Source organism: Streptomyces asoensis, assembly GCF_016860545.1.
GTDB lineage: Bacteria > Actinomycetota > Actinomycetes > Streptomycetales > Streptomycetaceae > Streptomyces > Streptomyces asoensis.
Map to the genome: position 1 here is coordinate 223,706 of NZ_BNEB01000002.1, position 14,385 is coordinate 238,090.

Consider the following 14,385-nt stretch of genomic DNA (forward strand, 5'->3'; position numbering starts at 1 on the left):
GCAGGGTCCGCGGCCGGCCTCTTGCCCCGGGGACGGTCAGAAGCCGTGCCGCATCCCGCCGTCCACCGGCACCATGAGGCCCGTGAGGTAGGAGGCCGCCGGGGAGAGCAGGAACGCGGCCGTCCGGCCGAACTCCGCCGGGGTGCCGTAGCGCCGCAGCGGGATCCGGGACTCGTTCGCGGCCCGGGTGGCCTCCGGGTCGGCCGACAGCCCGTCCAGCTCGCGCACCCGGTCGGTGTCGATACGGGCCGGCAGCAGGCCCACCACCCGGATCCCCCGCGGGCCCAGCTCGTCGGAGAGCGACTTCGCGAACCCGGCGAGCCCCGGCCGCAGACCGTTGGAGATCGTCAGGCCGGGGATCGGCTCGTGCACCGACCCCGAGAGCACGAACCCGATGACCCCGCCCGCCTCCAGTTCGGCGGCGGCCGCCCGCGCCAGCCGGACCGCCCCGAGGAACACCGACTCGAACGCGGCCTGCCACTGCTCGTCCGTGTTGTCCGCGACGAACCCGGGCGGCGGACCGCCCACGCTCACCAGCACGCCGTCGAAACCGCCGAAGGCCTCGCGGGCCGCCGCGATCAGCCGCTCCGCCGCCCCGGGGTCGGCGTTGTCGACGGCGACACCGATCGCCGCCGGTCCCAGTTCGGCCGCCGCGGCGGCGACGCGCTGCTCGTCGCGCCCGGTGAGGACGACCTTCGCGCCGTCCGCGACGAGTTCGCGCGCGGTGGCGTTGCCGAGGCCCCGCGTGGCCCCGGTGACGACGTACACCCGGTCCTTCAGTCCAAGATCCATGGCCCCTATCCTGCCCGCTCGTCCCCGAACAGGGCGAGGGCGGTGTTCACCAGGCCGATGTGGCTGAACGCCTGCGGGAAGTTGCCGAGATGCCGGCCGGTCGTCGGGTCGTACTCCTCGGCCAGCAGCCCCACGTCGTTGGCCAGGCCCACCAGGTGCTCGAACAGCTCCCTGGCCTCCTTCGTACGGCCCGTCATGTGCAGCGCGTCCGCGAGCCAGAACGAGCAGGCCAGGAAGGTGCCCTCGTCGCCCGGCAGCCCGTCGACGGCCGCGCCGTCCGTGCTGTAGCGGCGCAGCAGACCGCCGTGGCCGAGTTCCTCGCGGACCGCGTCCACGGTCCCGACCACCCGCGGGTCGTCCGGCGGCAGGAAGCCGACCCGCGGGATGAGCAGCAGCGAGGCGTCGAGGTCGCGCGAACCGTAGTACTGGGTGAACGTGTTGCGCACCGGGTCGTACCCCTGCTCGCACACCTCGCGGTGGATCTCGTCGCGCATCGCCCGCCAGCCCGCCAGATCGCCGCGCAGGTCGGGGTACTCCTCCAGCGCCCGCACCGCCCGGTCGGCGGCCACCCACACCATCACCTTGGAGTGCACGAACTGGCGCCGGCCGCCGCGCACCTCCCACAGCCCCTCGTCGGGCTGCCGCCAGTTCTCGCAGAGCCACTGCATCAGCGCGCACTGCAACGACCACATGTGCGGTCTCGGCGACATGCCCGCGGTCCTGGCCAGCGACAGCGAGTCCATGACCTCGCCGTAGACGTCCAGTTGCAGCTGGTCCACGGCCCCGTTGCCGATCCGTACGGGCTTGGAGTCCGCGTAACCGGACAGCCAGGGCAGCTCGCACTCGGGCAGCCGGCGCTCGCCCGCGAGCCCGTACATGATCTGGAGGTCCGCCGGATCGCCCGCCACGGCCCGCAGCAGCCAGTTGCGCCAGGCCTCCGCCTCGTCCTCGTACCCGGCGGCCAGGAGGGCGCCCAGGGTGAGGGTGGAGTCGCGCAGCCAGCAGTAGCGGTAGTCCCAGTTGCGGACCCCGCCCAGCTCCTCGGGCAGCGACGTGGTGAGCGCCGCCACGATGCCGCCCGTGGGCACGTAGGTGAGGGCCTTGAGGGTGATCAGGGAGCGGACGACCGCGTCCCGGTGCGGCCCGTCGTAGCGGCAGCGGGCGGCCCAGGCCCGCCAGTCGTCCACGCTGACGCGCAGCGCCTCCCAGGGGTCGACGAGCGGCGGCCGTGACTCGTGCGAGGGATGCCAGGTCAGCACGAACGCCACCGACTCGCCCTCGGAGACCGTGAACTGCGAGTGGGTGCCGAAGTCCTCGCCCCAGGTCGGCACGGGCGGCTCGCTGCGGAACCAGACCGCGTCCGGTCCGCCGATCGCCACGCGGTGACCGTCGGACCGGCGCATCCACGGGATGATCCACCCGTAGTCGAAGCGCAGCCGCAGCGTGCTGCGGACGGTGACCCGGCCCCGCAGGCCCTCCACGATCCGTACGACGTCGGGGGCCCGGTCCCGCTGGGGCATCAGGTCGGTGACCCGGATCGCGCCCTCGGCGGTCTCCCACTCGGTGTCCAGGACCAGGGTGTCGGGCCGGTAGGCGCGCCGGGTGCAGGGACCCTCCACGCCCTTGGGGGCGATGCGCCAGTGGCCGTTGTCCTCGTCGCCGAGGAGGCGCGCGAAGCAGGCCCCGGAGTCGAAGCGGGGCAGACAGAGCCAGTCGACGGAACCGTCCGTGCCGACCAGGGCGGCGGTCTGCTCGTCGCCGATGAGCGCGTAGTTCTCGATGCGGGGGTGCACGCAGTTCCGGGTTCCCGGCGCGCCCTGAGCACAATCAGGGCTGCGGCCGGGCGGGTGACGCGGGCCTCACCGGCGTGACGGCGGCCGGGCGGGGTTCAGACCGTCGCGGGCTCGGCCTGCTCCGTCTCCCGGGCGGCGGCCTGCGACCGGTCCCGGGCCTCACGGCGCACCAGGACGACCCAGCCGATCGGGACCCCGGCGGAGAACAGCCACCACTGTATGGCGTACGCGTAGTTCAGGGCCGCGTCCTCGCTGCCGGGCCGGCCGACCAGCTCGGGGGTGTCGCCCTTCGGCTCGGGCGCCGTCTGGGCGATGTAGCCGCCGAGCACCCGCGCGCCCAGCCGCCGGGCCTCCTGCTCGCTGTTGATCAGCATGACCTGGCGGTCCGGGAGGCCCTTGAGGTCCTTGATGCCGCTCGCCGCGGTCGTCTCGTCGGGCATCAGCCGCCCGGTGACGGTGAGCCGGCCGCCGGGCGGCGCGGGGACCTTCGGGAACGCGGTCTGGCTCGCGGCGTCCGCGGGGATCCAGCCCCGGTCGACCAGCAGCACCGTGCCGTCCGTCAGCACGAACGGGGTGAGGACGTGGAAGCCGACCGTCTCGTCGGCGTTGACCCGGCGCCTGACGACGACCTCACGGGCGGTGTCGAAGGAGCCGGTGGCGGTGACGCTGCGGTACCGCTCGTCGCGGGTGACCGTGTGCCCGGGGGTGGTGAGCCGTTCGACGGGCACCGCCGCGGCGGTCAGCGCGTCGGAGACCAGCTGGTTGCGCGCGGTGCGCTCGTCGTAGCGATGCATCTGCCAGAAGCCCAGCCTGATCATCGTGGGGATGAGGAGGAGGGAGACCAGCGTGAGGATCACCCACTGCCGGGACAACAGGAAGCGGTACACCCCACGACCGTACAACTCGGTCGTGGGGTTCCCGCGCGCGGGTACCGGACGGGGCGTCCCGGTGTCGGGTCCCGGGGCCGCCCCGGCCGGCTCACACCTTGTCGACGATGCCCGCCCTGCCCTCCGCCCGGGCACAGTGCGCACCGCAGTACCAGTGCCCCTCCACCTCGACGCCCTGGCCGATGATCTGCACCCGGCAGTGCTCGCAGATCGGGGCCATGCGGTGGATCGCACAGGAGAAGCAGTCGAAGACATGGATCGCGCCCTGCGCGTGCACTTCGAAGGTCATTCCGTAGTCATTGCCGCAGACTTCGCATCTCGCCATGCGCCACAGGGTGAGCCGTCGCCCGCGCGCGGGCGAGCGGCCGGTGGGCGAGTCGCGTGTCAATCACCCGTACGCAGGGCTCACCCGTCGGCCGGTTCGACATCCCGCAGGAGCTGCCCGAAGGCGGCCTCGTCGACGACGGGGGTCCCGAACTGGCGGGCCTTCACCACCTTCGACGTGCCCGAGTCGGGGTCGTTGGTGACCAGCAGGCTGGTCAGCCGGGACAGGCTCGTGGCCACGTGCAGTCCCGCCTCGGCGGCCCGGTCCTCCAGCAGTTCGCGCTCGACCGACGTGTCACCCGAGAAGGCGACCCGCATGCCCTGCTTGAGCCTTTTGCCGTCTTCGTACCGGCCGGGGTTGGGATGGGGGCATGCGGGCCTTTTGCGCGACGGCCGCCAACTGCCCGGCCGGTAGCTGCCGTAGCCGCCGCCGGAACCACCGGCCTGGCGGCCGATCAGCGGCGACGGGCGGTCGGCCCACTCCGTCAGCGGCCGGCACTCCAGCAGGGGCAGCCGGACACCGCCCGCGGCCGCGGCCCGCAGGCTGGGCCGGAACGCCTCCGCCAGCACGCGCGCGTCGTCGAGCGCGTGGTGCGCCCGCTGCTGGACGACGCCGTAGTGCGCCGCCAGCGACTCCAGCTTGTGGTTGGGCAGCGGCAGCCCCAGCTCCTTGGAGAGCGCGATGGTGCACAGCCGCTGCCGCACGGGCGCCTCACGCTCGGCGCGCGCGTACTCCCGCGCGATCATCTGCCAGTCGAAGACCGCGTTGTGCGCGACGAGCACCCGTCCGTCGAGCCGGGCGGCGAACTCCTCCGCCACGTCCCGGAAGAGGGGCGCGCCCTCGAGGACGTCGCTCGTCAGACCGTGGATCCACACCGGGCCCGGGTCGCGCTCCGGGTTGACCAGCGTGTACCAGTGGTCCTCCACCTCCCCGCGCGCGTCCAGCCGGTAGACGGCGGCGGAGATGATCCGGTCGTCCCGGGCCAGGCCGGTGGTCTCCACGTCAACGACCGCGTATCCCCCGGGATACGCGGTCGGCCACTCCGTGGGGGAGGACGCTGTCGTCGTGTGGTCTTCGAGCATGGTCACTGAGGATACGGGCCCCCACCGACACCCCACCGCACCCGCCCCGCGTCAGGGGCGCGCGAAGCCCTCGGGGCCGTACGGGAGTTCGTGCCCCGCACGCGCGCGTGCCGCTCTCCCGCGGCCACCGGCCGCCAACCGCGTTGCGCCGGGCCGGAATTCACGCTCCGGCCGTCCCCGCCGTCCGGGACGTCGTCCTGAGGGCGTGCGCGCATACTGTGCCCCTGATTGACCTGTTACGTCCCCCTGGTCGTCGTCGGGGTCGTCACGGCCCGTGGTTCCCTCCCGTGGCCGGCCGCCGCTTCCGTGACCGTGCCGTTCCCGTGCCCGTCCCCCTCCGCCGAGCGTCGGTACTGCGCCCGTGTGCGCCGGGGTGCCATCCTCCGTCCTGTGACGGAACCCACCCACGCCGAGGCCCACGGCGGCTCGCTCGGATCCCGGCTCAACTGGCTTCGCGCGGCGGTCCTCGGCGCGAACGACGGCATCGTCTCCACCGCCGGTCTCGTCGTCGGCGTGGCCGGCGCCACGGACGACCGCTCGGCCCTGCTGACGGCGGGCCTCGCCGGTCTGCTCGCCGGATCGATGTCCATGGCGGCGGGGGAGTACGTCTCCGTGTCGACCCAGCGCGACTCCGAACGGGCCGCCCTCGCGCTGGAGCGCCGGGAGCTGCGCGAGCAGCCGGAGGCCGAGCTGGAGGAGCTGACCGAGCTGCTGGAGGAACGCGGGCTGTCCCGGGACGTCGCGAGGGAGGCCGCCGTCCAGCTCACGGAACGGGACGCCCTCAAGGCGCACGCGCGCGTGGAGCTCGGCATCGATCCCGACGACCTCACCAACCCCTGGCACGCGGCCTGGGCGAGCTTCCTCGCCTTCACGGTCGGTGCCCTGCTGCCCCTGCTCGCCATCGTGCTGCCCCCGGCCGACGCGCGTCTCGCCGTCACCGTCGCCTCGGTCCTGGTCGCGCTGGTCTGCACGGGGTGGAGCAGCGCCCGCCTCGGGGCCGCGGCGCCGCGGCCGGCCGTCCTGCGCAATGTCGCGGGCGGGGCGCTGGCGATGGGCGCGACGTATCTGGTCGGATCGCTGCTCGGAGCGGCGGGAGTCTGAGGGCGTCGTCCGGGGGCGTCTGAGGGAAGGTCACAACAAGCAAGCGCATACCGTCGGTAATACTTGTCGGTAACAACGTCTAGCCGCAGCCCGGAAGCGGTTCTACGGTGCCTGCATGCCGAACCTGCCCGATGTCGTGCTGTGGTCGATACCCGCCTTCGTGCTGCTCACCGTGATCGAGGTGATCAGCGTCCGGCTGCATCCTGACGAGGACGCGGCCGGGTACGAGACGAAGGACGCCGCCACGAGCGTCGGCATGGGGCTCGGCAGTCTCGTGTTCGACTTCTTCTGGAAGATCCCGATCCTCGCGATCTACACGGCGGTCTACGAGCTGACCCCGCTGCGCGTGCCGGTCCTGTGGTGGACGGTCCCGCTGATGCTGCTCGCGCAGGACTTCTTCTACTACTGGTCCCACCGCGGCCACCACGTCATCCGTGTGCTGTGGGCCTGCCACGTCGTCCACCACTCCAGCGAGAAGTTCAACCTCACCACCGCCCTGCGCCAGCCCTGGACCTCGTTGACCGTCTGGCCGTTCTACGTCCCGCTCGTCGCCCTGGGCGTCCACCCGGCCGCGCTCGCGTTCTGCTCCTCGGCGAACCTCGTCTACCAGTTCTGGATCCACACCGAGCGGATCGACAGGATGCCCCGGTGGTTCGAGTTCGTGTTCAACACGCCCTCCCACCACCGCGTCCACCACGCCTCGCAGGGCGGCTACCTGGACCGCAACTTCGGCGGCATCCTCATCGTCTGGGACCGGCTCTTCGGGTCGTTCGTGCCCGAGGTGGACCGGCCCGTCTACGGGTTGACGAAGAACATCAACACGTTCAACCCGATCAAGGTGGCCACCCACGAGTACGTCGCCATCGCCAGGGACGTGCGGGCGGCGAGCGGCTGGCGCGAGCGCGCGGGGCGGGTCTTCCGCGGCCCGGGCTGGCAGCCGGCGTCGGCCGCCGCCACGCCCGTGCCGAACACCGGAGCAGGCGCCGGCACGCCCGCGGGGACCACCGGAACCGGCACGCCCGCGGAGACCGTCGGCATCACGGCCGCCGAGACCGGCGGCGCCGGTGACGTGAAGGCCGCCGGGGCCACCGGCGCCTCCGTCGGGGAGAGCACGGCCGCGTGACCCGCTCGCGCGTCCTCCTCGCCCTCTTCGCCCTCGCCGCGGCCGGCGACCTGCTCGCCCTCGCGTCCGGCTTCCCCGCGGGGCACCTGGTCGCCAAGCCGCTGCTGATGCCCCTCCTGGCCGCCTGGGCGGCCCTGCGCGGCGCGCCCCGGCTGCTCGTCGTGGCCCTGCTGTGCGGCTGGGGCGGCGACGTCCTGCTGCTGTCCGACGCCGACCCGGCGTTCCTCGCGGGCATGGCGTCCTTCGCCGCCGGACACGTCTGCTACCTGGCGCTGTTCGCCCGCACCGGCCGGCCACGCGCGCATGCCGCGCTGCTCGCCCCCTGCTACGCCGTCGCCCTGATCGCCACCGTCGCCCTGCTGTGGTCCGACCTCCCCGCCGGTCTGCGCGTCCCCGTGGCCGTCTACAGCACCCTGCTCACGGCCATGGCGTACGGCGCGTCGGCCCGGCTCGGCCCGGTCGCGGGCGTGGGCGGTGCGCTGTTCCTGCTCTCCGACACCCTCATCGCGACCGGCGTCGCCGAGTGGCCGCAGCCGCCGCGCCCCGACCTGTGGATCATGCTCACCTACATCGCCGCGCAGTTCCTGCTGGCCCGGGGCGCGACGATCCACCGGAACGCGGAGGGGGGACGGGAGCGGGAGCGGACGACCTCGGGCGTCCCCTGCTGATCGCGTGCTGATCGCGCGCGACCGCACCGGTCCTCACCCCGCGCCGGGCAGCGGCAGCGCCGTCAGCAGTCCCGACACCGCGACCACCACGGCCAGCGCGGCGATCTCCACGCGCGCGGGGGAGCACGCGGCCAGCGGGTCGGGGGCCCGGCGCAGCCGGGTCCGGGCCCACAGGGCGAGCACCGCGACCGCGCCCACGAGGAGCACCTTGGCGAGCAGCACGCGCCCGTACGCCGTCGCCGTGAGCCCGTCGAGCACCGACTCCGACGGCAGCCTGCGCAGGGAGCTGCACAGGCCGGTCGCGGTGACCGCGGCGAACAGGACGGCCGCCACGCGCGCGTAGAGCCCGAGCAGTGCGGTTCCTGCCCCGCTGCCGTTCCACCGGCGCAGCAGGCGCAGCACGTTCAGCAGTCCGCCGGCCCACAGCGCGGAGCACGTCAGATGGACCACCGTCAGCCCGGACCCGATCAGCGCGGTGGGCTCGGTCGGCGGATGCGCGCGCAGCGCTTCGGCCAGGATCACCGCGGCGAGCGGCCACGCCTGCCGGTCGGGCCGGCGTGTGAGCGCGCACAGCCCGGCCACGGCGAACGCGATCGCCTCCAGCAGCGCCAGGACGCCGCTTCGCGAGCCGTGGCCGTGCGGCGCGAGCTCCCCGGCCGCCGCGGCGGCGCCGAACCCCACGACCGCCGCGTAAGGCGCCCAGCTGACCGGCCGGTCCGCCGGGGCCCCGGGGGACCTGCGCACGAGGAAGGCCGCGAACAGCTCTCCCATCTGCACGCACAGCGCGGCGAACAGCAGGGTCCGCAGCAGTGCGACCATGCCGGAGTCGGGGCTCAGGGCCTGTGTGGTGCCGTGCGCGGCGACGGACGGCCCGAGCAGCGGGACCAGGGCGGCGAGCGCCACCAGGGCGAGCAGCGCCACCGCCCGGCCGTGGCCGGGGCGGCGGAGGGATTCGGGTGCGTCGGGCGGTCGTATGAGGGCCATGGCAGGAATCCTCGCCATATCCCACAAAGCCGGGCAAATCGTCCATGGCTGTGCCGGAAGCGGTGAGGCCCGGGCGGGAGCGGGCCTCACCGCGGCTCAGAGCCAGCGCGCCGGATCGGCCCCCCAGGCCCCCGGCGGCCGGGTCCAGTCGCGGGGGCCGCCGTCGAACGACACCGGCGCGAGGGCGTACCGCAGCCGTCCGAGCGGGCTGTCCGTCCCGGCGAGCCAGGGCCCGGCGTCGCGCAGTCCGCCCGCGTCCGCCGTGGGCTCCTCCTTCTTGGTCATCCCTTTGCCGTCCCCTTCGTCCATCCGGACGCCCTCGCCCGGCTCGCTCCCCGCGGGCCGGCCTGCGTCCCCGGCCGCTTCCGCGTCCCCGGCCGCCTCCGTTCCCCCGGTGAGCCAGGCCGCGGTCCGGGCCAGCGCCAGCCGCACGGACCGGCTGCCGCCGTCGTACGACTGCTCCGTCAGCGCCCGCAGCACGGCCGCCGCCAGGAGATGACCGGTGCCGTGGTCCAGGGCCTGGGCGGGCAGCGCCCCGGGCCGCTCCGTGCCGCCCTCCAGCACCGCGATGCCGGTGGCCGCCTGGACCAGGCTGTCGAAGCCGCGTCGGGCGCCCCACGGCCCGTACGCCCCCCAGGCCGACACCTGGGCCACGACCAGCCCGGGCCGGCGTTCGGCCAGGGCCTCGGGGGAGAGCCCGAACCGGTCCAGGGCGCCCGGCCGGTAGCCGGTGACCACGACGTCGGCCGCCGCGAGCAGCTCCTCGAAGGTGCGCCGGTCGCTCGACAGGTCGAGCAGCGCCGACCGTTTGCCGAAGCCCGTGTCCGCGTGCTGGTCGGGCAGTTCGGGCAGGTGGGGTGCGTCGACGCGCAGCACGTCGGCGCCCAGGAGCGCGAGGGTGCGGGTGGCGACGGGCCCGGCCAGCACCCGGGTCAGATCCAGCACCCGCAGTCCGGCGGCGGGCAGCAGCGGTCCGCCGTCGAACGGCGCGAACCCGCGCGCGCGTGATCCGTCGAGCCGGCCGCGCTCGACCAGGGGACGTGCGGCGACCGCGTCCGCCTGCGGGTGGGCCGTCCACTGCCGGGGCGTGCGCAGCGCGACGGCGAGACCGCCGGCCGCGTGGACCGTGTCCTCCACCTCCAGGGCGGCCCGCCCCGCGAGCGCCCGCGCCACGGCCGTGGGAGCGGCGTCCCCGGGCAGGCCGAGGGCGCGCAGCAGGCGTACGCGGTGGTGCGGGTAGTTGGCGTGGGTGCGCACCCAGCCGTCGGCCGTCCGCCAGAACCGTGACAGCGGGGCGAAGGCGACCGGTGCGCGCCCGTCGACGAGCAGCCGGCGCTCACTGGTGAACGAGACGGCGACCGCGCCGTCGTCCACCCGGACCCGGGGCACCCGCGCGAGGGCGGCCCGCCGAGCCCCCAGCTCCGCGCCGGCCAGCGCGCACACGCCGACACAGGCCCGGGCGAGCTCCCGTACGGGAAGCCGTGCGGGCAGCGCGTCCGCGCGGACCACGGTCGACACGCGCGCGAGGAGGGCGGGATCGCCACCCAGTTCCGCCCAGGCGGACGTGATGTATGTCATGACTCCATGATGCATTATTGATCGAATCAATATGTGTCGGCCGGGGCGGTCGGCGGCACGGGGAGCCCACGGCGCAAGAGGAAGGGCCGGGCGGATGATCCGCCCGGCCCTCGTGCCGCTTCGGCCCCGTCGACGGGACCGTCCTCGCTACTTCACGGCGCGCAGCGCGTTCACGACGCCGTGGCCGAAGAAGCCGTTGAGACGCTTGCCGCCCACGCAGGTAGCGTCCACGACGCCGTTGCCGTCACCGTCGTACGGCTCCGTCGGGCACGCCGTGCTGTCGGCCTGGAGCTTCAGCAGCGCCTGGAGCTCGGCCGGGCTCGCGTGCGGGTGGGTCGACTTCAGCAGCGCGGCCACACCGGCCACGTGCGGGGACGCCATCGAGGTGCCCTGGAGGAACCCGTACGCGTTGTTCGGCAGCGTCGACAGGACGCGGCCGTTGGCGGACGGGGTGTCCGGGATCTGGTACTTGTCGCCGCCCGGGGCCGCCACGTCGACCACACCCAGACCGTAGCTGGAGTAGTACGACTTGGTGCCCTTGACGCCCGTCGCGCTCACGGTGACGACACCCGGCAGCTGGGTCGGGACGTCGAAGCACTCGTGCGGGTCGATGGTCCGCTCGACCGGCGTGGCGTCGTCCGGGCTGGAGGCGTCGACCAGGGCGTCGGAGTCCAGGTCGTGGTTGGAGTTGCCCGCCGAGGCGACGTTGATCGTGCCCTTCTTCTGGGCGTACAGCTGGGCCCTGTTGACCGCGTCGACGATCGCCTTCTGGTCGGGGTCGTCCATGCAGTTGTACAGCCACGGGTCGACGTAATAGCTGTTGTTCGTGACCTCGACGCCGTGGTCGGCGGCGAAGACGAAGGCGCAGACGACGTTCTCCGGGTAGAACAGGCCGTCCTTGGGGTCGCTCACCTTGATGCCCGCGACCTTCACGTCGGGCGCGACACCCGCCACGCCGATGCCGTTGCGGGCGGCGGCGATCTCACCGGCCACATGGGTGCCGTGGTAGTCCTCGGTCGGGTTGTACGGGCGCCAGGCGCCGGGGGTGGTGTCCGCGACGCCGCCGACGCAGTTGGCCGACTGGGAGGCGGAGAAGTTCGGCGCGAGGTCCGGGTGGGTGTCGTCGACACCGGTGTCGATGACGGCGACCGTCACCTTCTTGCTGCCGGGGTTGATCGCGGCGGCCTTGTCGGCGCCGATCGCCCGCAGGTCCCACTGGTCGGCCTCGAGCGGCTCGCTCTGGCCCGCCGCGTCGGAGGCCTTCTCGATCTTCGCGGCCTCCGCCTTGGTCAGGACCTGGGCGGCCCCCTCGTCGGTGGTGCCCGCGGCGCTCAGCGGCGCGGTACGGGTCGCACCGGCCGACTGCACGCCGCGTACGGCGCGTATCTGCGGACCGAAGTCCGGGTTCGCCGAGTGGACGACGAGCACGCCGATCTTGTCGTACGTCGCGACGACGGTGCCACCGGCCTCGGCGACCGCCTGCTTCACCTTCCGGATCGTGCTGTGGTTGGCCTTCGTGTTGACCACGTACGCCAGGGTTCCGGCGTCGGCCGCCCGGGTGGCGGAGGCCTTGACAGGGGCCGCGGAGGCCGCCGTCGGCAGGAAGCCGAGGGAGGCGGTCAGCGACAGCACGACGGGCACCGCGAGGGCGAGGCGGCGTCTGGAAGGCAGATGAGCCATGGGGTCTCCACATCATCCGGATAAGGGACCTGGCCCGAGCACAGGTACTGCTGGGCAGGTACATGACGGGTGGTGCTCGCCCGAAGCTATCTCTCCGACTCACCGGCCAGCAATGACTTCCAGGCGGCGAGTTTGCCGACCCATGACCTGACGCGGGCCCCGCTCGTTGGTCAGGAACCGGTGGGAGGCCACTTCGACAAACCCGTCCGACGCGTTGAACCCGTCCTCGTGCGGCGCCGTGACCTTGGGCAGGGAGCGAGAGGACACTCGCCTCCTTTCGCCGTCCCACCCGCATCCGCAACGAGGAGACTTCGTGGCCACCGAGACACCGCCCCCCTCGAAATCCCCAGCCCAACTCCCCACCACCGAGGAGTTCGTCGCGGTGCAGGAGAGCGCGGAGTTCGGTGAACTGCGCCGCTCCTACCGCAACTTCGCCTTCCCCCTGACCTTCGCCTTCATCGTCTGGTACCTGCTGTACGTCCTGCTGTCCAACTACGCGGGCGACTTCATGGGCACCAAGCTCTTCGGCAACTTCAACGTGGCCATGACCCTCGGCCTCGGCCAGTTCCTGACCACGTTCCTCATCGCCTGGTGGTACGCCCGCACGGCCGCCGCGCGCTTCGACCCCAAGGCCGACGCCATCAAGTCCCGGATGGAGGGCGGCGCATGAGCCCCGCACAGCAGACCCTGATCGCCGCCGGCGAGGCCGGTGAGCACCGCACGCTGATCATCGTCCTGTTCTCCGTGTTCGTCGCCGCGACCCTCGTCATCACCGTGTGGGCCGGCCGCCAGACCAAGGACGCCGCCGACTTCTACGCGGGCGGCCGCCAGTTCACCGGATTCCAGAACGGCCTCGCCGTCTCCGGCGACTACATGTCCGCCGCGTCCTTCCTCGGCATCGCGGGCGCCATCGCCCTCTTCGGCTACGACGGCTTCCTGTACTCCATCGGCTTCCTGGTCGCCTGGCTGGTCGCCCTCCTCCTGGTCGCCGAGCCGCTGCGCAACTCCGGCCGCTACACGATGGGCGACGTCCTGGCGTACCGCATGCGCCAGCGCCCCGTCCGCACCGCCGCCGGCACCTCGACCATCGTCGTGTCGATCTTCTACCTGCTCGCCCAGATGGCGGGCGCGGGCGTCCTGGTCTCGCTGCTGCTGGGCATCACCAGCGACGGCGGCAAGATCGGCATCGTCGCCCTGGTCGGCGTACTGATGATCGTCTACGTCACGATCGGCGGCATGAAGGGCACCACCTGGGTCCAGATGGTCAAGGCCGTCCTGCTCATCGCGGGCGCCCTCCTGCTGACCTTCCTGGTCCTGCTGAAGTTCGACTTCAACCTCTCCGAGCTGCTGGGCTCGGCCGCCGACAACAGCGGCAAGGGCGCGGCCTTCCTGGAGCCCGGACTGAAGTACGGCGCCACCGGCACCACCAAGCTGGACTTCATCTCCCTCGGCATCGCCCTCGTCCTGGGCACCGCCGGCCTGCCGCACATCCTGATCCGCTTCTACACCGTGCCCACCGCCAAGGCCGCCCGCAAGTCCGTCCTGTGGGCCATCGGCCTGATCGGCGCCTTCTACCTGATGACCCTCGCCCTCGGCTTCGGCGCCGCCGCGCTGATCAAGCCGGACGAGATCACCGCCTCCAACAAGGCCGGCAACACCGCGGCGCCCCTGCTCGCCCTCCATCTCGGCGGCGTCGACTCCAACTGGGGCGCGATCCTGCTGGCCACCATCTCGGCGGTCGCCTTCGCCACCATCCTCGCCGTCGTCGCGGGCCTCACCCTCGCCTCGTCCTCCTCCTTCGCCCACGACATCTACGCCAACGTCATCAAGAAGGGCACCGCCAGCGAGAAGCAGGAGATCAACGCGGCCCGCTACGCCACCGTGGGCATCGGCGCCGTCTCCATCCTGCTGGGCGCCCTCGCCCGTGACCTGAACGTCGCCGGCCTGGTCGCCCTCGCCTTCGCGGTCGCCGCCTCCGCCAACCTCCCGACGATCCTCTACAGCCTGTTCTGGAAGCGGTTCACCACCGCCGGAGCCCTGTGGTCGATCTACGGCGGCCTGGTCACCGCGGTCGGCCTGGTGCTGTTCTCGCCGGTCGTCTCCGGCAAGGCCACCTCGATGTTCCCGGACGTCGACTTCCACTGGTTCCCGCTGGAGAACCCGGGCATCATCTCCATCCCGGTCGGCTTCCTGCTGGGCGTCGTGGGCACCCTGCTGTCGAAGGAGGAGCCCGACAAGGCCAAGTACGCCGAGCTGGAGGTCCGCTCCCTGACCGGCACCGGAGCCCACTGAACGACCACCGGCCACGCCCCCTCCACGCGGCCGCGTCGTAGATCCCTACGACGCGGCCGCGCCTTGCCGCACCTGATCTG

The 14,385-nt window shown here is 73.0% G+C and carries 13 protein-coding genes; 5 read left to right on the forward strand and 8 right to left on the reverse strand.

Translation table 11 applies throughout. The features are described from left to right. Window positions 1–36 precede the first annotated feature (36 nt). From Saso_RS04145 to Saso_RS04165, 5 genes are all read right to left on the reverse strand, one after another. A complete protein-coding gene (locus Saso_RS04145) occupies window positions 37–792 on the reverse strand; it encodes an SDR family oxidoreductase (protein WP_189927828.1) in 756 nt (251 codons plus the stop codon). 5 nt (window positions 793–797) lie between these two features. Next, complete coding sequence (locus tag Saso_RS04150) at window positions 798–2,585, reverse strand: glycoside hydrolase family 15 protein (protein ID WP_189927827.1); 1,788 nt, start codon at window positions 2,583–2,585, stop codon at window positions 798–800. A gap of 95 nt (window positions 2,586–2,680) precedes the next feature. Further along, on the reverse strand, window positions 2,681–3,472 hold the full coding sequence (locus Saso_RS04155) for an SURF1 family cytochrome oxidase biogenesis protein (protein ID WP_189927826.1): 792 nt from the start codon (window positions 3,470–3,472) through the stop codon (window positions 2,681–2,683). A 91-nt stretch (window positions 3,473–3,563) separates the two neighbouring features. After that, on the reverse strand, window positions 3,564–3,797 hold the full coding sequence (locus Saso_RS04160) for a hypothetical protein (RefSeq protein WP_078615750.1): 234 nt from the start codon (window positions 3,795–3,797) through the stop codon (window positions 3,564–3,566). Between the two features lie 80 nt (window positions 3,798–3,877). Beyond that, window positions 3,878–4,879, reverse strand: coding sequence for a DEDDh family exonuclease (locus tag Saso_RS04165; protein WP_189927825.1), 1,002 nt, complete (start codon window positions 4,877–4,879; stop codon window positions 3,878–3,880). A gap of 390 nt (window positions 4,880–5,269) precedes the next feature. Between Saso_RS04165 and Saso_RS04170 the strand changes: the two genes are divergently transcribed. The 3 genes from Saso_RS04170 (at window position 5,270) to Saso_RS04180 (ending at window position 7,771) form a co-directional block, all read left to right on the forward strand. Continuing rightward, window positions 5,270–5,980 carry a VIT1/CCC1 transporter family protein gene (locus tag Saso_RS04170; protein ID WP_189927824.1) on the forward strand — a complete coding sequence of 237 codons (711 nt, stop codon included), beginning with the start codon at window positions 5,270–5,272 and terminating at the stop codon, window positions 5,978–5,980. 115 nt (window positions 5,981–6,095) lie between these two features. Beyond that, complete coding sequence (locus Saso_RS04175; protein WP_229901565.1) at window positions 6,096–7,103, forward strand: sterol desaturase family protein; 1,008 nt, start codon at window positions 6,096–6,098, stop codon at window positions 7,101–7,103. Next, entirely contained in the window at window positions 7,100–7,771 is a 672-nt protein-coding gene (locus Saso_RS04180) for a lysoplasmalogenase (RefSeq protein WP_189927823.1), read from the forward strand. Before Saso_RS04175 ends, Saso_RS04180 begins: the two co-directional genes overlap by 4 nt. 33 nt (window positions 7,772–7,804) lie before the next feature. On the opposite strand, the gene Saso_RS04185 is transcribed toward Saso_RS04180, so the two are convergent. The 3 genes from Saso_RS04185 to Saso_RS04195 form a co-directional block, all read right to left on the reverse strand. Next, a complete protein-coding gene (locus Saso_RS04185) occupies window positions 7,805–8,755 on the reverse strand; it encodes a CopD family protein (RefSeq protein ID WP_189927822.1) in 951 nt (316 codons plus the stop codon). Window positions 8,756–8,851: 96 nt separating this feature from the next. Beyond that, on the reverse strand, window positions 8,852–10,333 hold the full coding sequence (locus tag Saso_RS04190) for a CoA transferase (RefSeq protein WP_189927821.1): 1,482 nt from the start codon (window positions 10,331–10,333) through the stop codon (window positions 8,852–8,854). Window positions 10,334–10,480: 147 nt separating this feature from the next. Continuing rightward, window positions 10,481–12,013: a S8 family serine peptidase gene (locus tag Saso_RS04195; protein ID WP_189927820.1), complete on the reverse strand. Its 1,533-nt coding sequence runs from the start codon at window positions 12,011–12,013 to the stop codon at window positions 10,481–10,483. Between the two features lie 313 nt (window positions 12,014–12,326). On the opposite strand from Saso_RS04195, the gene Saso_RS04200 reads away from it, so the two are divergent. Together Saso_RS04200 and Saso_RS04205 are read left to right on the forward strand one after the other, a co-directional pair. Further along, window positions 12,327–12,683, forward strand: coding sequence for a DUF485 domain-containing protein (locus Saso_RS04200; RefSeq protein ID WP_189927819.1), 357 nt, complete (start codon window positions 12,327–12,329; stop codon window positions 12,681–12,683). After that, the gene (locus Saso_RS04205; RefSeq protein WP_189927818.1) at window positions 12,680–14,305 is read left to right on the forward strand and encodes a solute symporter family protein; all 1,626 of its coding nucleotides are present in this window, start codon (window positions 12,680–12,682) and stop codon (window positions 14,303–14,305) included. Before Saso_RS04200 ends, Saso_RS04205 begins: the two co-directional genes overlap by 4 nt. Window positions 14,306–14,385 lie beyond the last annotated feature (80 nt).